The following is an 18,193-nucleotide window of genomic DNA, read 5'->3' on the forward strand; positions in this document are numbered from 1 at the left end:
CATGCTCGACATCAAATGGATTCGCGAGAACCCGCAGGCGCTGGACGAAGCGCTCAAAAAGCGCGGCGCGGACCCTGAAAGTGGGAAGCTCCTGGCGCTTGATGAAGCGCGCCGCCAGCACCTGACGAAGCTTCAGGAGGCGCAGGAGCGCCGCAATGCCGCCTCCAAGGAAATCGGCAAGGCCATGGCATCCGGCGACAAGGACCTCGCCGAGAAGCTGAAGGCCGAAGTGTCTGAGCTGAAGAGTTTCGTTCAGGATGGCGAGGCTGAAGAGCGCCGCCACGACGCCGCGCTCAACGATGCGCTGGCGCGTGTTCCCAACATCCCGCTCGAAGATGTGCCGGTTGGCGCGGACGAAAACGACAATGTCGAAGTGCGCAGGCATGGCGAGCCGAAGCACGCCAACTGGTCGAAAGAGCATTTTGAGATCGGCGAGGCGCTCGGCCTGATGGATTTCGAGCGCGCGGCAAAGCTTTCGGGCTCGCGCTTCACGGTGCTATCCGGCCAGCTTGCCCGCCTTGAGCGCGCGCTTGGCCAGTTCATGCTCGACCTGCACACGCAGGAGCATGGCTACACGGAAGTGCAGCCGCCGCTTCTGGTGCGTGACGATGCAATGTTCGGCACCGGGCAGTTGCCGAAGTTCACCGAGGACCTGTTCCGCGCCGGTGACGATCACTGGCTGATCCCGACGGCGGAAGTGTCGCTCACCAACCTCGTGCGCGAGGAAATTCTGGAAGGCGACAAGCTGCCGCTGCGCTTTACCGCGCTGACGCCGTGCTTCCGTTCGGAAGCGGGTTCTGCGGGACGCGACACGCGCGGCATGCTGCGCCAGCACCAGTTCTACAAGGTCGAGCTGGTTTCCATCACCGATGCCGAAACATCGATTGACGAGCATGAGCGCATGACGGCCTGTGCCGAGACCGTGCTGAAGAAGCTCGACCTGCCTTACCGGACCATGGTTCTGTGCACGGGTGATATGGGCTTCGGTGCACGCAAGACCTACGATCTGGAAGTCTGGCTGCCGGGGCAGAACGCCTATCGTGAAATCTCGTCCTGCTCGGTCTGTGGCGATTTCCAGGGGCGTCGCATGAATGCGCGCTACCGTGCGGCCGGCAAGAAGCAGACCCGCTTCGTGCACACGCTCAACGGTTCGGGAACGGCTGTTGGCCGTGCGCTGATCGCGGTTCTGGAAAATTACCAGAATGAGGACGGCAGTGTCACGATACCGTCAGCCCTCAAACCCTATATGGGCGGCCTGGAGAAAATCGAAGCATCGAAGGATTGAGACTTTGCGCATTCTGTTGACCAATGACGATGGCATTCACGCAGAAGGACTGGCGACGCTGGAGCGTATCGCCCGCACTTTGAGCGATGATGTCTGGGTTGTGGCGCCCGAAACCGACCAGTCGGGCTTTGCCCATTCGCTGTCATTGTCGGAGCCGCTCAGGATGCGCAAGATCGATGACAGGCATTTTGCCTTACGCGGCACGCCCACCGATTGCGTTATCATGGGCGTGCGGCATGTGATGGACACGCCGCCGGACCTGATCCTGTCCGGCGTCAACAACGGCACCAACATTGCCGATGACGTGACCTATTCGGGAACCGTGGCCGGTGCGATGGAAGGGACGCTTCTGGGCATTCCGTCCTTTGCGCTGAGCCAGGCCTACGACTTCACCGACGAAAGCCGCTACATTCCCTTCGGCACCGCCGAGGCGCTTGCGCCGCCGCTTCTGAAGAAGCTGATCGACCGGCCCATGCCCGAAGGCGTTCTGATCAACATCAACTTCCCCAATTGTGCGCCGGAAGACGCCAAGGGCACTCTGGTGACCGCACAGGGCAAGATGGTGCACGGGCTGAACGTGGAAGAGCGCCGCGACGGGCGCAACTATCCCTATTACTGGCTGCGTTTCGGCCGCAAGCAGGCCGATATTCGCCAGGGCAGCGATCAGGCAGCGATCCGTGACGGCTATGTTTCGGTGACGCCGCTGCATCTCGATCTGACGGCGCATGAAGTGCGTGACCAGCTTTCCAAGGCTCTGGCATGAACGAAGCGGGGCAGGAGCGCGAGAGCTTTGCCGCGTTCATGCTGCGCATGCGCGCACGCGGAATTGGCGGCAAGGAACTCTTTGCCGCCATGGAAGCGACACCGCGCGCGGGCTTTCTTCCATCGGAATGGTATGCGGCGGCGTGGTCGCAGCGCATGGTGCCTATTGCCTGTGGCGAGGCCATTGAAGGCTGCGACCTGCAGGCAAGGGCCATCGATGCGCTGGAACTCTCTTCCGGGCACCGCGTGCTGGAGATCGGCACGGGGTCGGGCTTCACCGCTGCGGTGATCGCGAGGCTGGCGGGCCGGGTCCTCACGCTCGACCGTTACAAGACGCTTGGTGTGGAAGCACAATTGCGCTGGGAGAATCTGGGCCTCACCAATGTGTCGGCCCGGCATGCAGACGGTTCAGAAGGCGCACCCTCCGACGGGCCGTTCGACCGAATCATCGTGTGGGCCGCTTTCGATGAATTGCCGCGCCGTTTCGTCGACCAGCTTGCCACCGGCGGCATTATGGTCGCGCCAATCGGACCGGGCGACGATGTGCAGATGATGACGAAACTGGCCAAGGTTGGCAGTCGTTTCGAGCGCACAGACCTTGAAAACGTGCGGTTACAGCCTCTTTTCAAAAGCGCTGCCGAGGCCATCTGACGCCCCTGGCGAGGGGCGTTCATCTCAAAATCTCCCCGCAGCTTAACCGCTGAGTAACATTAACGCGATTTAATTGCCCGTGTTCAGGTATTGGGTACGCGGGTAGTCACATGCGTTGCATTACACGGAGTTTCGATCGCGCTATGTTGCGCGGAGCCGCTGTCATTTTGATGGGCGGCGTTGCGGCAGGATGCAGTTCCGATGTGTCCCGCTTCAAGTCCAGCGATTTTGCAGATGCACGGTCGACCAACCGGGCGGTGGCCATGGCCCCTGCCAGCCAGCCCTATCCGGGCGATGTCGGCGGTGTTGACACCACCTACACGGGTTCGATCAGCCGTCAGGGCTCCAGCCCGCGGCCGAACGGTCTCGTGGGCGGTGCCGTCAGCCAGCCTCTGCCCGCGCCGACCAACACACCGGTTCGCGCAGCGACCAGGCCGGTTGACCTGACCAATCAGACCGCTTCCAACGTACAGCGCCAGGCGCTTCCCGCGCCGTCGCAGCCGCAGCCGGCACGCGTTGCCGCAGCGCCCGTACCGGCGCAGCCGCAGCTTGACCGCACGTCGACCGGATCGGTGACGCGCCAGCCTGCGCAGACCGGGCAGGGCGCTGGCCAGAAGATTACGGTGCGCGAAGGCGAGACGGTGTTCAACCTGTCGCGCCGGTTCGGTGTGCCGGTTGCCGCCATTCTGGGCGCAAACAATCTTTCCAGCGCATCGCAGCTGCGCACGGGACAGACGCTGATGATCCCGAGCTATGCCTATTCGGGCAATGCACCGGCTGCCGCATCTGACAATGGTGCGGCCACGCAGCGTCAGGCCGCTGCGCCGCAGCCTGTTCCCAAGGAGCCGACGCCTCAGAGAGAGCCGCAGGAGCGCCTTGCGGTTCTGCGCGAGACGCCGCGACCCAAGCCGCGCCCGCAGGGTTCTGAAACGAACAATACCGCGAGCAACGCCAATACGACCAGCCAGCCGGCGCCGGTGCAGGCCAAGACGGCTTCTGCCGGTTCCTACACCGTGGTTTCGGGCGACACGCTTTACGGCATTGCCCGCAAGACGGGGGCGAGCGTCGCGAACATCAAGGCGGCCAATGGTCTTGCCGATGGTTATCTGAAGGTCGGTCAGATTCTGACCATCCCGTCCGGCAATGTGAGCCAGCCGACGCAGGTTGCAGCGGCTCCGAAGACGGTTGACCGCACGACGACCAGCGCCACGACCCGCGATCCTGCACCGGTGGTGAAAACCTCGACGCAGGCTCAGACACAGGTTGCCGCCGTGGCGAAGCAGAGCAATGAAGTTGCGCCGGACTCGACCGGCATCGGCAAGCTGCGCTGGCCGGCGCGTGGTCGAATCATCTCGGACTTCGGCAGCACCTCGGGTTCCGTGCGCAATGACGGCATCGACATTGCCGTTCCGGCAGGCACGCCGGTCAAGGCAGCCGAAAACGGCGTCGTGATCTATGCCGGCGACGGGCTGAAGGAGTTCGGCAACACGGTTCTGGTGCGCCATGACAACGGCATGGTGACGGTTTACGGCCACGCCAGCGCGCTTCGGGTGAAGCGTGGCGAGAAGGTCCGGCGCGGTCAGGAAATCGCCCTTTCGGGCATGAGCGGCAGCGCCGAGCGCCCGAAACTGCACTTCGAAGTGCGCAAGGACGCCACGCCGGTCAATCCGACCGGTTATCTGGAATAGACGTTCCCTGAATAACGAGAAAAAAGCTGCGGCCTGCCAGACCTCCGGTCAGGCTGCCTCTTTGACCCGCCCGAAAGGGCGGGTTTTTTATTGAGGCGAAGCGTTGGGTCGGGGGGATACGCCTTAGGCGTCGAGACGCTTGCCGAGGCGGCCGGCGAGATCCTGAATGAACTGCCAGGCGACGCGGCCCGAACGGCTGCCGCGCGTGGTGGCCCATTCGAGTGCTTCGGCGCGCAGGCGCTCCGAATCGATCTCGAGGCCGTAATGGGCGACATAGCCGTCGATCATCGCCAGATATTCGTCCTGCGAGCATTTGTGGAAGCCGAGCCAGAGGCCGAAACGGTCTGACAGGGAAACCTTTTCTTCGACGGCTTCCGACGGGTTGATGGCCGTCGAGCGCTCATTCTCGATCATGTCGCGTGGCAAGAGGTGCCGCCGGTTGGAGGTGGCGTAGAGAATGACATTGGCGGGCCTGCCTTCAACGCCGCCTTCCAATGCTGCCTTGAGCGATTTGTAGGAGGCGTCATTCTGGTCGAAGGACAGATCGTCGCAGAAAAGGATGAAGCGGAACGGCGCGGCTTTCAGGAAAGCCATGAGCTGCGGCAGCGTTTCGATATCCTCGCGATGGATCTCCACCAGCTTCAGCGGCGGCTGGCCGGCAGGGGCGGCGCGGTTGATCTCGGCATGGACGGCTTTGACCAGCGACGACTTGCCCATGCCGCGCGCGCCCCACAGAAGCACGTTGTTGGCGGGTAGGTCGCGGGCAAAGCGCTCGGTGTTGTCGGCCAGGATATCGCGCACGCGGTCGACGCCGCGAATCAGCGAAAGTTCCACGCGATTGACCTTTTCGACGGGATCCAGCGTCCGGCGCTCCGCATTCCAGACAAAACAGTCGGCTTGCTCGAAGCGCGGCGGCTCGGGCTGCTGCGGGGTGAGGCGGGCGATCGTATCGATCAGCCGGTCGAGTTTCTCGGACAGCGCTTCGATGGTGTTTTCGGACATGATTTCCTCGCAAAGCTCATGCGCAGACGGGTTGCGTACCGTACGGTACGGTTCTTCCATAAGGGGGCGGGATTTGCAAGTGCGGGAGGCGGCGCGGGGGAGTGTATTGCCGGACGCAGCGTCAGATGTCTGCGCATAAGCGGCCTTGCGGGCCTGTGCACACTGCGCCAACAGTTGCAATGAAGGGGTGAAAGTCTATATTCCGGCCACATTTATGACCAGCCGGACGTCCGGCAGATATCAGGAGTTTTCGATGTTCATCACCCCGGCATACGCACAGGCTGGCGCAGGCGGAGCGCCCGACATCTTTGTCAGCATTCTGCCGTTCGTTCTGATCTTCGTGATCATGTATTTCCTCATCATCCGTCCGCAGCGCCAGCAGATGAAGAAGCGCGCCGAGATGCTGTCGGCTGTTCGTCGTGGCGACACGGTGGTGACGGGCGGCGGCCTGGTCGGCAAGGTGAGCAAGGTCATCAATGACAGCGAGCTCGAAATCGACCTGGGCGGCGGCAACAAGGTTACGGCCGTGCGCTCCATGCTCGCAGAGGTTCGCGTGAAGGGTGAGCCGGTTGCAGACAACAAGCAGCCCGCCAAGAAATAACCGCAATATGACGTGATTGCCGGGAAGGGCCGGCAAAAACGGCCCTCCCAACCTGAACAGACGAGGCCCCATGCTACACTTCTCGCGCTGGCAAACGATACTTATCTGGCTGGCCGTGGCGCTTGGCGTCGCCTACGCGGCGCCGAACATCATTCCGGCATCCTATTTGTCCTCCATGCCGAGCTGGGCGCCTTCGCGGCCAATGACGCTGGGCCTCGACCTTCAGGGCGGTTCGCACATTCTTCTCCAGATCGAGAAGAAGGAACTGATCGAGGAGCGCATCGTTACGACGCGCGACGACATCCGCCGTACGCTGCGTGACAAGCGGATCGGCTATACCGGTCTCACCGGTTCGGGCCAGAGCGTGCAGGTTCGCATTCGCGACGCCGCTCAGATACCCGAAGCCAAGGAGGCTCTGCGCGAGCTGACACAGCCGGTGAATTCCGGCCTGTTCAGTGGCGGCACGGTGACCGAGCTTGCGCTCACCGAACCGGAGCCGGGCCTTCTGCGCTTCACGCTGACGGAAGACGGTATCAACTACCGTGTGTCCTCCGCGCTTTCGCAGTCCATTGAAGTGGTCTCCCGCCGCGTCAACGAGCTCGGCACCACCGAGCCGGTGATCCAGCGGCAGGGCGAAGACCGCATTCTCGTTCAGGTGCCGGGCCTTCAGGACCCGCAGCGCCTGAAAGACATTCTTGGCCAGACCGCCAAGCTGAGCTTCCAGATGGTCGACCAGTCGGTGCCCGTGCAGGAGGCCATCAACAGCCGCCCGCCCATCGGCACGACCATCAAATACTCGGTGGACGATCCGCCCGTTCCCTACCTGATCGAAGACCGCGTCATCGTTTCGGGTGAGAACCTCGTGGATGCGCAGGCGACCTTCGACCAGCGCACCAACGAACCGGTGGTGAGCTTCCGCTTCGACACGAAGGGCGCGACGCGCTTCGGTCAGGCGACGCAGGAGAATGTCGGTCGCCTGTTCGCCATCATTCTCGACGACCAGGTGATTTCGGCTCCGCAGATCCGCGAGCCCATCCTCGGCGGCACCGGCCAGATTTCGGGCAATTTCAACGTCCAGTCGGCCAATGATCTTGCCGTTCTTCTGCGCGCGGGCGCTCTGCCGGCGACGCTGACAATCATTGAAGAGCGCACGGTCGGACCGGGCCTTGGTCAGGACTCCATCGACGCCGGCAAGATCGCCTCGTTGATCGGCGCGGCTCTTGTCGTTGTGTTCATGATTGCCGCTTACGGGCTTCTCGGCGTGTTCGCCGTGATTGCGCTTGCCGCCAATGTGACGATGATCATCGCGATCCTCTCGGCGCTCGGTGCAACGCTGACGCTGCCGGGCATTGCCGGTATCGTGCTGACCATCGGCATGGCGGTGGACTCCAGCGTGCTTATCTTCGAGCGCATTCGCGAGGAGAGGGCTGGCGGGCGTTCGCTCATTCAGGCGGTCGACACGGGCTTCTCCAAGGCGCTGGCAACCATTGTCGACGCCAATGTGACGACGCTGATCGCCGCCGTGATCCTGTTCTATCTGGGTTCGGGTCCGATCCGCGGCTTTGCCGTCACGCTTGCCATCGGTATCGCGACGACGGTCTTCACCGCCTATTCGCTGACGCGCTGGATCGTCGCCGAGTGGGTGCGCCGCCGGCGTCCCCGTGAGCTGCCGCGCACGCCGCTGCGTTTCGTGCCTGACAACACGAAGATTGGCTTCATGAAGCTGCGCCGCGTGACCTTCACGCTTTCGGCTCTGGCTTCCATCGCGGCTGTGGCGCTGTTCATGACCGTCAACATGAACTACGGCATCGACTTCAAGGGCGGCTCCTCCATCGAGGTGCAGTCCCGCGAAGGACCGGCTGACATCGGCGATATCCGCGCGCGTCTGTCGGAACTCAATCTGGGCGACGTTCAGGTGCAGGAGTTCGGCGATCCGCGTGAGGTGCTGATCCGCGTTCAGGCGCAGGACGGCGGCGAGAATGCCGAACAGACCGTCATCGCCAAGGTGCGGGGCGAGCTTGAGGACGCCTATGAGTTCCGCCGCGTCGAAGTGGTGGGGCCGACCGTCTCCGGTGAGCTTGCGCGTGCCGGCACGATTGCGGTTCTGGTCTCGCTCCTGGCGATCCTGATTTACATCTGGCTGCGCTTCGAGTGGCAGTTTGCCGTGGGTGCAATTCTTGCCACACTGCACGATGTGATCATGACCGTCGGCTTCTTCGTGATAACCGGCATCGAGTTCAATCTGACGAGTATCGCGGCGATCCTGACAATCGTGGGTTACTCATTGAACGATACGGTCGTGGTTTATGACCGCGTGCGCGAGAACCTGCGACGGTTCAAGAAGATGCCGCTTCCGGAGCTTCTGAACCTGTCGATGAACCAGACGCTGTCGCGCACCATCATGACCTCGGTGACGACGCTTCTGGCGCTCGGTGCACTGTTCGTCTTCGGTGGCGAGGTGATCCGTTCCTTCACGGCCGCGATGATCTTCGGTGTGGTGATCGGCACCTACTCGTCGATCTTCATCGCCGGTCCGCTGCTGATCCTGTTCCGCATGCGCTCCACCGGGGCGCTGGGCGCAGAGCAGAAGGACGATGATGCGACCGGTTCGGACACGACCGGACAGATGCCGGCCAAGTGATGGCGGGCGGCATTGAAATACGCGCGGCCCATTTCCCGGGCCGCGCTCCCATCGACGCTTACGGCAATGGCGGTTTTCGCTTTGCCGACATGTCGCATCGCGGTTCCATCCTGTGCATGCCTTCGGGCATTCACGGGTGGGACGTGGCGGCTTTCGAAGGGCTGGGCGAGGGCGACTTCACCAGGCTGTTCGACGAAGCCGCCGACTTCGACATTCTGCTTCTTGGCACCGGAAAGACCCTGATCCCTGTGCCAGCTGAACTGCGCAAGCGCTTCCGGGCGGCCGGCGTGGCGGTCGAGCCCATGGCGACGGGCGCCGCGGTACGCACCTACAATGTGCTGCTTGCGGAAGACCGCACGGTTGCAGCAGCGCTGATCGCTGTCGACTGAGATGGCCGAAACGCAGCCTTTTGTCATGTCGGTGGTGCGCGACGCCGATCCGGACCGCTATCTCTCCGTGCTGTACGCACCCGAGGAAAAGCGCCCGGCGCTGTTTGCGCTTTATGCATTCAATTCGGAAGTTGCGGGCATTCGTGACCGGGTGAGCGAGCCGCTTCCCGGCGAGGTGCGGCTGCAGTTCTGGCGCGATGTGTTGACGGCGGAGGCTGCGCCGGAGAGTGCGGACGGTTCGCCGCTCGCGGTAGCTCTTCTGGAGGCAATCCGCACGCATGGGCTGCCCGTGCAGCCGCTGCTCGACCTTCTCGAAGCGCGCATCTTCGATCTCTATGACGACCCGATGCCAAGCCGCAACGATCTGGAAGGCTATTGCGGCGAGACCGCTTCGGCTCTGATCCAGCTTGCCGGACTGGTGCTCGACACGCCAGCCGCCATGCGCGCCTCGGAACTGGCAGGCCATGCCGGCTGTGCACAGGCCATTGCCGGGCTTCTGCGCATGCTGCCGATCCACCGCCGGCGCGGGCAGTGCTACATTCCGGGCGATCTGTTACGGGCCGCCGGCACCACACGCGAAAATCTTCTGAGCGGCGAGGACCGTGACGCTGCGGCGCGCGCCGTGGCGGCAATGGTCGCCCTTGGCAAACATCATGCGGCGGCATTCGAGGCAGGCGCGAAGGCGCTGCCGGCTTCTCTGCGTCCGGCATTCCTGCCTGCGGGGCTTTCACAGGCCTATCTCAAGCGCCTTGAGGCCAGCGGGGCTGCGGCACTTGAAGACATCGTGACGCTGCCGCAATGGCGACGGCACTGGCTGATGTTCCGGCGCGCCACGAAGGGATGGGGATAACCCCAGGACCTGGACCTCAAAGCGCGATCCGTTTTTCGGTTGTTCCGACGCTTCATTTACAATCCGGATTGTCCCTGGTGCGCCCGAAGGGGCGCACGGCGATTGACGATGCCGTTGTCCAATTTACGCCGCGTCCGCATGGTCTCTGACTATCGGCTCATTGATCGGGGGAAGGTTTGTGGCTGAAAATCTGAACAGAAATCATGCGGCCACGGGGTGGCTCGCATCAGCGCTTGAGGCGCTTGTCGCCATGGGCGATGCCGTGGCGCGCTTTCCCGTCACCGTGTTTTTTCTTTTTTTGACCGCCACCTACGCCAACGCGCTTGTTGCGGATATCGATCTTGTGCCCGCCGCCCTTCTTGGTGCGGCCAACAAGGATGACCTCCTCTTTGCGCTGATCGCCGCCGTGATTGCCTCTTTTGCCGCAACCCTGTTTGCGCAGGCCCGGCAGCTTTCAGCGTTGATCAGCGTGGCATTGCCGGTGCTCGCCGGTGTTGCCGCCTTTGCCGTCATGTGGCCGGACATCACCGAGCGCACAGTGGAATGGGCGTTTGTGCTCTCCCTGATGGCGCTTGCGCCCATTGCGCCTTTCGCATGGCGGGGGACGGGCGATGCGTTCTGGATGTTCACGGCGCGGCTGGTATTTGCCGTGGGGCTCGGCCTGTTGGCGTTTGCGCTGTTCGGCGGCGGGATTTCGGCCATTCTGGCAAGTCTGACCCATCTCTTCGGGATCGATGTTCCGAATGATCTCTATGAGCATATCTGGGCCTCGATCGGCCTGTTCGTCGCACCGCTGTTCGGGCTCGGGCAGACGCCGCGCACCTTCGATGAAGAGCCGGGCGGCCATGAGCATGCGCTGATGCAGAGCGGGATGCGCGCGCTGGGTGATTTCGCCGCCGTGCCCATGCTCATCATCTATGCGCTCATTCTGCACCTCTATGCGGCCAAGATCGCGATTACCGGAGAGGTTCCGCAGGGCCAGATCGGATGGCTGGTGCTCACATATGGCGTGTGCATTGTCGCCGTTCTTCTTCTGACAAAGCCGTTTCTGGACACCGCCCGTGCGCCGACGCGCTTCTTCGTGCGTTTCTGGCCGCTGTTCCTTCTGGCGCCGCTGGGGCTTCTGTTCTACGCGCTCGCTCTGCGGGTGGGGGCGTTCGGCTGGACGCCGCAGCGCTATTTCCTCGGCCTGTTCGGTCTGGTGACGCTCGCGCTGGTCGGGATGCAGGCGCTGCCGCGTCTGCGGGGCGATATCCGCCTCATCGCCGGCATTCCGGTTCTGGCGCTGCTTTTGGGCAGTTTCGGGCCGCAGGGTGCGCTCGACTGGTCGGTGCGGTCGCAGACGGCGAGGTTTCTGGAACTCGTCAACGATACGCCGCTCAGCGTGGCAGCGAAATCCGAGGCGCTTTCGGTGCTGCGTTATCTCAACGGAGAGGACGCCGTTGGCGCTGTGGAGCCTGAAGGTTTTGCGCTGAGCCCGGACGGCAATGCATATCGCGAAGTGGCCATCGCCTGGGGGCTCGATCCCGACAATCCCGTCCATGTGGATCGAAACGGGGTTTTCTACAGCAATCCGTTGATTGTTGCGTTCAAGTCGGATGGGTTCGATGTCGTTGTCCAGAATGCGATCTTCCTGGACGGGGAGCCGGGTACTTTCGATATCGTTCTGCCGGATGGCGGAAAGATCGCGCTTCTGCTGAAGCAGAATGCGGTTTCGGTGAAAACCGCGAACGGGGTTGAAGGGCTGTTTCCCTTGGAGGAAGAACGCATCGCTTCTCTCGCCTCACAGGATGGGCAGACGGTGATGTTCTCTCTGGAGGCTGAGGGGCGAAAGATCCTCATCGTGCCATCTCATCTCCACGCCACGTTTGAGCCGGAGCTGGAGTTGCGCAACATGACCGGGACGCTGCTGCTAAGGCTTGAAGATTGGAAGTAGGGCGCAGCCAGGACTGAATAAAAAAGGGGAAGCCGGCATTGCGGCTTCCCCTTTCTCTTTGTGGGCTCTCGTTCGAGAACCTGCCTATTCGGCGGCCTGGCTTGCCGGCTGTGCAGCGAGCCATTCCTTGAAGTCGACCAGCGCGCGCGCCGTCATCGCCTTCTTCTTGGCGACAGTCTTCTCCTTGCCGCGGAGGCGCTTGCCTTCGGGCTTCGGTACCTCGACGGGCGGGAACAGGCCGAAATTGACGTTCATTGGCTGGAAGGAGCGTTTGCCCGGCTCATCGTCGGAGATGAGATGCCCGCCGGTGATGTGGTTGAGCAGCGCGCCGAAGGCAGTGGTCCCGGGCGGCGTGGAGATCGGCTGACCCAGACGCTCGGATGCGGCAAAGCGACCGGCGATCAGGCCCATGGCCGCACTTTCCACATAGCCCTCGCAGCCGGTGATCTGACCGGCAAAGCGCAGGCCGGGGCGGCTTTTCAGCTGAAGCCGGCCGTCGAGAAGCGCAGGCGAATTCAGATAGGTGTTGCGGTGCAGGCCGCCGAGCCGTGCGAATTCCGCATTTTCCAGACCGGGGATCATGCGGAAGATGCGCGTCTGCTCGGCATATTTCAGCTTCGTCTGGAAGCCGACCATGTTGTAGAGCGTGCCAAGCGCGTTGTCCTGGCGCAACTGCACCACCGCATAGGCCTTTACGTCGGGATTGTGCGCATTGGTGAGGCCCATCGGCTTCATCGGTCCGTGGCGCAGCGTCTCCGGTCCGCGTTCCGCCATCACCTCGATGGGCAGACAGCCATCGAAATAGGGCGTGCCTTCCCATTCCTTGAACTCGGTCTTGCCGCCGTCGAGCAGTGCCTGGATGAAGGCTTCATACTGCTCCTTGTCCATGGGGCAGTTGATGTAGTCCTTGCCGGTGCCGCCGGGGCCGACCTTGTCGTAACGCGACTGGAACCATGCGGTGCCTAGATCGATGGAATCGAAGTGGACAATTGGGGCGATCGCGTCGAAGAAGGCGAGCGACTGCGCGCCCGTGGCCTCCGAAATGGCTTCCGCCAGCGAGGGCGCGGTCAGCGGGCCGGTGGAGATGATTGCCTGATCCCACTCTTCCGGCGGCAGGCCGGTGACTTCCTCGCGCTCGATGGTGATGAGCGGATGCGCCTCAAGCTCTGCGGTGACGGCTTCGGAAAATCCGTCGCGGTCCACGGCCAGCGCGCCGCCGGCGGGCACCTGGTTGGCGTCGCCGCAGCGCATGATGAGGGAGTCTGCGAGCCGCATTTCCGCATGCAGCAGGCCGACCGCATTCGTTTCCGCATCGTCGGAGCGGAACGAGTTCGAGCAGACCAGCTCGGCAAGCCCGTCGGTCTTGTGCGCATCGGTGCCGCGCACCGGCCGCATCTCGTGGAGAATGACGGGAACACCCGCTTGTGCCGCCTGCCAGGCAGCTTCGGAACCGGCGAGACCGCCGCCAATGATGTGTATCGGTTTCATGGGGGAGGAGATAAGCCGCCGGACCATGGAATGCAACGGTGGATGGCGTGTGGCGCTAACCAATTATAGAGGCGGCTCTGACATCCGGTTTCGCAATCAACAGGGGCGTTTTATACTGTGCGAATGGAATTTGGAGCATCACGGGCGGGGCTGCTTGCAGCGGCGCTGTGTTTGGCATGTGTGACCGGGCCGGCGGCGGCGAAGGCGGAGCGCATCTATCTGTGCAGCGGCTATGGCTGTGTCTACAAGAAGAGCATGAACCTGGGGGCGGCTGCGAAGCAGCGGCTGGCCGCAATCATGGCGGGCGGCAGGTCTTCCGCAAGCGCCGAACGGGCGGCCATCAGCAAGGCGGTCCGCTATTTCGAGACGCTGGCGACACAGACCATGGGCGTGCGCGATAGCGCGAAGTCCGGACCGGGCGGCGCGCGGGTCTATGGCCAGATGGACTGCATCGACGAGTCGCGCAACACGCGGACGCTCCTGACCTATCTGCAGCGCCACGGGCTGCTGCATCATCACACCGTGCGCAGGAACGCCGCACGCGGCTTCTTCATCGACATCCGCTACCCGCACGCCACTGCCGTGGTGCGCGCGAAGGATGGCCGGGACTGGGCTATCGACAGCTGGTACGAGCCGGCTGGCGGTGCGCCGGACATCATGCAGCTTTCTGAGTGGAAGAAGCGCGGCGTGCGCGGCGAGCGCTAGCGCATCCGGCGCGCGTGCATGGAAGCGGAGGGGATAAAAAAACGACACCCGCCGAGGGAGGAGGTTCGGCGGGTGTCGTTATAGGGTGACCGGCAATTTTGGGAGGAGGAGGTTGCCGGTCTATTCGTCAGGGTTGGGAGGAGGTAACCCGGACGAAATCTATGAAACTCAAATCCTGACAGCGCCCATATAGGAAGGCTTCTGCCCGGAAACAACACCCGCCGAGGGAGGAGGTTCGGCGGGTGTCGTTATAGGGTGACCGGCAATTGGGAGGAGGAGATGCCGGTCGTTTCCTTCGAAGTTGGGAGGAGGATAACTCCGAAGGAATCTCTAAAACTCTGTCTGGCGGGCTCTTACGAGGCTTACCGCCCTTTTTACAACCCCTGCCGAGGGAGGAGGTTCGGCAGGGGTTGTTTTGGGTGACCGACAATTGGGAGGAGGAGTTTGTCGGTCATATCCGTCAGGATTGGGAGGAGGTAATCCTGGCGAAACTGAATTAGCTGCTGTCCTTAGACAGACTTGCGTGCAACGAACGGGATGTCGCCGCGGGAGATGCCCAGATCGTTCAGTTCACGGTTGGACAGGCGGCTCAGCTCGTTGACGGTCTGACGGTAACGGCGCCAGTTGCGGTAGTTGCGAATGATGTTCATCTTGCTGCTCGCTTCGTTCGAATATTCTGTGTTCGTCTTGTGAGCAGGAGATAGTCCCAAGCCGCCCGGCTTTGAAGTGACAATGTTGCATGACAGCAATGCGATTTGTGCAATGCAACATGGCCTTTTTGCGGCTGCTGCATGGCTCGGGTTTGGCGCGGTTCTAATCGGTTTATAAAAAGCACGGTGGGAGCGGGGGATGCAGCCGGTATGCGCAAGGGGGCCGAAGCGATCAAAAAAGCCCTGAATCTTGCCAATTTTGCTTTGATAGACTAGGTGCAGGTGATATAGAACCCGCGCTTTCGGAAGCTTAAGGCGTTCCTTGGGTCTTTCGAAGCGGGTGTGGTGGAATTGGTAGACACGCAGGATTTAGGTTCCTGTGGCGCAAGCCGTGGGGGTTCAAGTCCCTCCACCCGCACCAGAAGGGCCATTCCCGGTAAGTATCCCCGACAGGAAGAGCGGTGGGCGCCGTGAACGCGGCGGCAAAAGCGAATACAAAGGTATGATGGATGCAGGTAACCGAAACTCTCAATTCAGGGCTCAAGCGCGAACTTAAGGTCGTTGTTCCTGCCAAGGACATGGAGGCGCGCCTCGCTGAGCGTCTCAACGACGCAAAGGACAAGGTGAACCTCAAGGGTTTCCGCCCCGGTAAAGTGCCCGCGCAGCACCTGCGCCGCGTCTACGGCAAGTCTTTCATGGCTGAAGTCGTGAACGAGATCCTCGCAGGCACGCAGAGCATCCTGACCGAGCGCGGTGAGAAGCCGGCCATTCAGCCGGAAATCTCGATGACCGAGGACGAGAAGGAAGCCGACAAGGTTCTCTCCGGCGATGCCGACTTCGAATTCTCCATGTCCTATGAAGTCATTCCGCCGATCGAGCTGAAGGATTTCTCCGACATCAAGATCACGCGTCAGGTCTATGACGTGACGGATGAGGAAGTCGAAGAGCAGGTCAAGCGCGTTGCCGACTCCGCCCGCACCTACGAGGTGAAGAAGGGCAAGGCGGCTGACGGCGACAAGGTCAAGATCGACTATCTCGGCAAGATCGACGGCGAAGCCTTTGATGGCGGCGCTGCCGAGGATTCCGAGGTCGTGATCGGCATGAACCAGTTCATCGCCGGTTTCGAAGAGCAGCTCGTGGGCCTGAAGGCCGGCGACGAGAGCACGATCAAGGTCACGTTCCCGGAAGAGTATGCGGCAGCGCATCTCGCCGGCAAGGAAGCCGAGTTCGACATCAAGGTCAAAGAAGTCTCCAAGCCCAACGAGATGGAGATCAACGACGAGACCGCACAGCAGCTCGGCCTTGAATCGGCTGACAAGCTGCGCGAGATCGTTCGTGGCCAGCTCGAGAACCAGTTCGGCCAGGTGACCCGCCAGAAGGCGAAGCGTCAGATCCTCGACGCGCTGGATGAGGCTTACAAGTTCGAAGCGCCGTCCAAGCTCGTGGAAGCCGAGTTCGAGAACATCTGGAACCAGGTGACCCGCGATCTCGAGGCTGCCGGCCGCTCCTTCGAAGACGAAGAGACGACCGAGGAAGAGGCTCGCGAAGAGTATCAGCGTCTTGCTGAGCGCCGCGTACGTCTGGGCCTGGTTCTCTCCGAGATCGGTGAGAAGGCAGAGGTCAAGGTTGGCGACGAAGAGATGCAGCGCGCGCTCATCGAATCGATCCGCCGCTACCCGCCGCACCAGCAGCAGGAAATCTACGAGTTCTATCGTCAGAACCCGCAGGCCATGGCCAACATCCGTGCGCCGCTCTTCGAGGAGAAGGTCATCGACCATCTGCTCGCTGAAATCGCGGTCACCGACGAGAAGGTCTCCCGCGACGAGCTGATGGCTGACGACGAGGACGAGACCGAGGCGAAGCCGGCGAAGAAGGAGAAGGCTGCTCCGAAGAAGAAAGCCGCTCCGAAGAAGGCTGCTGCCAAGAAGAAGGAAGAGGGCGAATAAGCCTCTCCTTTTTGAAAGTTCGAGAAAGGCCGTCCTTTGGGGCGGCCTTTTTCTTTATGCGCTGTCTGGCTTGTGGGCCGGTGCGACGGTGTGGACATTGCCGCTCTTAAACGGGCATGCGAAGAACCTGCCTGATTTCCGAATATGACACTTGCGGTATTCGGACGAGCCCGGAGAGACTGTGATGTTCGAGCCGTATCTGCGCCTTTGGAAGCTCGCCATTGATGGTGAGCCGATCGTTACCCCGGCAGCGAACCTTCTGCCGGTGCTTCGAGGGGACGAGCCGGCAATGCTCAAACTGTTCTCCAGCGCGGATCAGAAGCGCGGGGCGAGCCTTATGACATGGTGGAGCGGGGACGGGGCGGCAGAGGTTCTGGCGTGCACTGAAGGCGCTCTGCTTCTTGAGCGCGCCACCGGCGCTCGCTCTCTGGCGGACATGGCGCGTGGCAAAGATGATGATGAGGCCTGCCGTATTCTCTGCGCCACCGCCAACCGCCTGCATCGCAGCAGGCCCGGCCCCATGCCTGAACTCGTTCCTTTAAAGCGCTGGTTCCGGTGCCTCGAACCGGCGGCGGCCAGGCATGGCGGTATCCTGATTCACTCGCTTGAGACAGCGCAAAAGCTTCTTGCCGAGCCAAAAGAGCAGGTCGTCCTTCACGGCGACTTGCACCACGGCAATGTGCTTGATTTCGGCAAGCGGGGCTGGCTGGCCATCGATCCGCATGGCCTGACGGGTGATCGCGGCTTCGACTTTGCGAACATTTTCACCAACCCCGATTTGAGCGATTCCAGCCGACCGGTCGCAACGCAGCCCGGCCGCTTTCAGCGACGCCTGGCGGTCGTTTCCGAGGCGGCGAAGGTGGAGTGCCGCACCCTGCTTCAGTGGATTCTCGCATGGACCGGCTTGTCGGCGGCGTGGTTTCTCGAGGATGAGAACCCATTGGCGGAAGTGGATCTGAAGATTGCCGCTCTGGCGGCTGCGGAGCTTTCGCGGTGAGACGTCGCTTGCGGCATGTTGAGGCGAATTTTCTCCCTGTGAGAGGGGAGCGGAGGCTCGTGCTTGTGAGAAGGCCATGCAGATGAATATCAGACGGCTTGGAGCCGAAGACGCGCGCGCGTTCAGAGAACTGAGGCTAGAGGGGCTAAAGATGCATCCCGAGGCGTTCGGCGCTTCGTTTGATGATGAGCTTGCCCAGCCGCTCGAACGGGCAGCCGCACGTTTGGCGGAGAATGTCGTTTTGGGTGGATTTGACGCTGCTGGAGCCTTGCAGGGGATCATCGGCCTCCGCAGGGAAAAGGCGGCCAAGATCAGACACAGGGCCGGCATCTGGGGGATGTATGTGGCTCCTTCTGGTCGCGGCACCGGTCTGGCGAAAAACCTGCTGCAGGCAGCCATCAACGAAGCCATGGTTGATTGCCAGTCAGTCCTGCTTTCCGTGACCGCTTCAAACGAAGCGGCAAAAAGGCTGTATCAGCGCGCGGGTTTCAGGGAATGGGCGGTTGATCGGAAGGCGCTCTGCGTTGAGGGGGCATTTGTTGACGAAGTGCTGATGCGTCTCGACTTTGCCTGACAGCTGAGCCGACAGAGCCGCCCCGTCG

16 protein-coding genes and 1 tRNA gene are annotated in these 18,193 nt (G+C 62.0%); 14 read left to right on the forward strand and 3 right to left on the reverse strand.

Annotated features, from left to right (window positions below; all coding sequences use genetic code 11):
* Position 1 precedes the first annotated feature (1 nt).
* The 4 genes from serS to JYP46_RS17965 all read left to right on the forward strand — a co-directional run bounded on the left by serS (position 2) and on the right by JYP46_RS17965 (position 4,386).
* The gene (gene serS, locus JYP46_RS17950; protein ID WP_206548878.1) at positions 2 to 1,285 is read left to right on the forward strand and encodes a serine--tRNA ligase; all 1,284 of its coding nucleotides are present in this window, start codon (positions 2 to 4) and stop codon (positions 1,283 to 1,285) included.
* A 4-nt stretch (positions 1,286 to 1,289) separates the two neighbouring features.
* Positions 1,290 to 2,048, forward strand: a complete 759-nt coding sequence (gene surE / locus JYP46_RS17955) for a 5'/3'-nucleotidase SurE (protein ID WP_206548879.1) — start codon at positions 1,290 to 1,292, stop codon at positions 2,046 to 2,048.
* The gene (locus tag JYP46_RS17960; protein WP_206546363.1) at positions 2,045 to 2,698 is read left to right on the forward strand and encodes a protein-L-isoaspartate(D-aspartate) O-methyltransferase; all 654 of its coding nucleotides are present in this window, start codon (positions 2,045 to 2,047) and stop codon (positions 2,696 to 2,698) included. Before surE ends, JYP46_RS17960 begins: the two co-directional genes overlap by 4 nt.
* 203 nt (positions 2,699 to 2,901) lie before the next feature.
* A complete protein-coding gene (locus JYP46_RS17965; protein WP_222474232.1) occupies positions 2,902 to 4,386 on the forward strand; it encodes a peptidoglycan DD-metalloendopeptidase family protein in 1,485 nt (494 codons plus the stop codon).
* Positions 4,387 to 4,509: 123 nt separating this feature from the next.
* Here the strand turns inward: JYP46_RS17965 and JYP46_RS17970 are convergent, their stop codons facing one another.
* Entirely contained in the window at positions 4,510 to 5,388 is an 879-nt protein-coding gene (locus JYP46_RS17970; RefSeq protein ID WP_206548881.1) for an ATP-binding protein, read from the reverse strand.
* A gap of 253 nt (positions 5,389 to 5,641) precedes the next feature.
* On the opposite strand from JYP46_RS17970, the gene yajC reads away from it, so the two are divergent.
* From yajC to JYP46_RS17995, 5 genes are all read left to right on the forward strand, one after another.
* Positions 5,642 to 5,989 (forward strand): preprotein translocase subunit YajC, encoded by a 348-nt coding sequence (gene yajC, locus JYP46_RS17975; RefSeq protein WP_113156340.1) that lies wholly within the window; start codon positions 5,642 to 5,644, stop codon positions 5,987 to 5,989.
* 70 nt (positions 5,990 to 6,059) lie between these two features.
* Entirely contained in the window at positions 6,060 to 8,630 is a 2,571-nt protein-coding gene (gene secDF / locus JYP46_RS17980) for a protein translocase subunit SecDF (protein ID WP_206546361.1), read from the forward strand.
* Positions 8,630 to 9,019: an Mth938-like domain-containing protein gene (locus JYP46_RS17985; protein ID WP_113155468.1), complete on the forward strand. Its 390-nt coding sequence runs from the start codon at positions 8,630 to 8,632 to the stop codon at positions 9,017 to 9,019. The genes secDF and JYP46_RS17985 overlap by 1 nt, the downstream gene beginning before the upstream one ends.
* A 1-nt stretch (position 9,020) precedes the next feature.
* Entirely contained in the window at positions 9,021 to 9,869 is an 849-nt protein-coding gene (locus JYP46_RS17990) for a phytoene/squalene synthase family protein (protein ID WP_222474233.1), read from the forward strand.
* Between the two features lie 178 nt (positions 9,870 to 10,047).
* Positions 10,048 to 11,805, forward strand: coding sequence for a DUF4153 domain-containing protein (locus JYP46_RS17995; protein WP_206548882.1), 1,758 nt, complete (start codon positions 10,048 to 10,050; stop codon positions 11,803 to 11,805).
* An 84-nt stretch (positions 11,806 to 11,889) separates the two neighbouring features.
* Here JYP46_RS17995 and trmFO read toward each other — a convergent pair whose 3' ends face one another.
* Positions 11,890 to 13,293 (reverse strand): methylenetetrahydrofolate--tRNA-(uracil(54)-C(5))-methyltransferase (FADH(2)-oxidizing) TrmFO, encoded by a 1,404-nt coding sequence (trmFO, locus tag JYP46_RS18000; protein WP_206546359.1) that lies wholly within the window; start codon positions 13,291 to 13,293, stop codon positions 11,890 to 11,892.
* Between the two features lie 180 nt (positions 13,294 to 13,473).
* Between trmFO and JYP46_RS18005 the strand changes: the two genes are divergently transcribed.
* Positions 13,474 to 13,998, forward strand: a complete 525-nt coding sequence (locus JYP46_RS18005; RefSeq protein ID WP_342357337.1) for a hypothetical protein — start codon at positions 13,474 to 13,476, stop codon at positions 13,996 to 13,998.
* A gap of 509 nt (positions 13,999 to 14,507) precedes the next feature.
* Here JYP46_RS18005 and JYP46_RS18010 read toward each other — a convergent pair.
* A complete protein-coding gene (locus JYP46_RS18010) occupies positions 14,508 to 14,648 on the reverse strand; it encodes a DUF1127 domain-containing protein (protein ID WP_008599151.1) in 141 nt (46 codons plus the stop codon).
* A 336-nt stretch (positions 14,649 to 14,984) separates the two neighbouring features.
* Between JYP46_RS18010 and JYP46_RS18015 the strand changes: the two genes are divergently transcribed.
* The 4 genes from JYP46_RS18015 (at position 14,985) to JYP46_RS18030 (ending at position 18,165) form a co-directional block, all read left to right on the forward strand.
* Positions 14,985 to 15,069: transfer RNA gene (locus JYP46_RS18015), tRNA-Leu, on the forward strand.
* Between the two features lie 88 nt (positions 15,070 to 15,157).
* Positions 15,158 to 16,594 (forward strand): trigger factor, encoded by a 1,437-nt coding sequence (tig, locus tag JYP46_RS18020; protein WP_206548883.1) that lies wholly within the window; start codon positions 15,158 to 15,160, stop codon positions 16,592 to 16,594.
* A gap of 184 nt (positions 16,595 to 16,778) precedes the next feature.
* Complete coding sequence (locus JYP46_RS18025) at positions 16,779 to 17,591, forward strand: aminoglycoside phosphotransferase family protein (RefSeq protein ID WP_206548884.1); 813 nt, start codon at positions 16,779 to 16,781, stop codon at positions 17,589 to 17,591.
* Between the two features lie 76 nt (positions 17,592 to 17,667).
* Positions 17,668 to 18,165: a GNAT family N-acetyltransferase gene (locus JYP46_RS18030; RefSeq protein ID WP_206546356.1), complete on the forward strand. Its 498-nt coding sequence runs from the start codon at positions 17,668 to 17,670 to the stop codon at positions 18,163 to 18,165.
* The last annotated feature ends 28 nt before the right edge of the window (positions 18,166 to 18,193 follow it).

This window comes from Nitratireductor aquimarinus (assembly GCF_017255295.1).
In the GTDB taxonomy this organism is placed as follows: Bacteria; Pseudomonadota; Alphaproteobacteria; order Rhizobiales; family Rhizobiaceae; genus Nitratireductor; species Nitratireductor aquimarinus.

What these genes read in the sequence shown, in the direction of transcription:
- serS (WP_206548878.1), top strand. Translation starts at nt 2, where the DNA reads ATGCTCGACATCAAATGGATTCGCGAGAACCCGCAGGCGCTGGACGAA.
- JYP46_RS17960 (WP_206546363.1), top strand. Translation starts at nt 2,045, where the DNA reads ATGAACGAAGCGGGGCAGGAGCGCGAGAGCTTTGCCGCGTTCATGCTG.
- JYP46_RS17970 (WP_206548881.1), bottom strand. Translation starts at nt 5,388, where the DNA reads ATGTCCGAAAACACCATCGAAGCGCTGTCCGAGAAACTCGACCGGCTG.
- yajC (WP_113156340.1), top strand. Translation starts at nt 5,642, where the DNA reads ATGTTCATCACCCCGGCATACGCACAGGCTGGCGCAGGCGGAGCGCCC.
- secDF (WP_206546361.1), top strand. Translation starts at nt 6,060, where the DNA reads ATGCTACACTTCTCGCGCTGGCAAACGATACTTATCTGGCTGGCCGTG.
- JYP46_RS17985 (WP_113155468.1), top strand. Translation starts at nt 8,630, where the DNA reads ATGGCGGGCGGCATTGAAATACGCGCGGCCCATTTCCCGGGCCGCGCT.
- JYP46_RS17990 (WP_222474233.1), top strand. Translation starts at nt 9,021, where the DNA reads ATGGCCGAAACGCAGCCTTTTGTCATGTCGGTGGTGCGCGACGCCGAT.
- trmFO (WP_206546359.1), bottom strand. Translation starts at nt 13,293, where the DNA reads ATGAAACCGATACACATCATTGGCGGCGGTCTCGCCGGTTCCGAAGCT.
- JYP46_RS18010 (WP_008599151.1), bottom strand. Translation starts at nt 14,648, where the DNA reads ATGAACATCATTCGCAACTACCGCAACTGGCGCCGTTACCGTCAGACC.
- tig (WP_206548883.1), top strand. Translation starts at nt 15,158, where the DNA reads ATGCAGGTAACCGAAACTCTCAATTCAGGGCTCAAGCGCGAACTTAAG.
- JYP46_RS18025 (WP_206548884.1), top strand. Translation starts at nt 16,779, where the DNA reads ATGTTCGAGCCGTATCTGCGCCTTTGGAAGCTCGCCATTGATGGTGAG.
- JYP46_RS18030 (WP_206546356.1), top strand. Translation starts at nt 17,668, where the DNA reads ATGCAGATGAATATCAGACGGCTTGGAGCCGAAGACGCGCGCGCGTTC.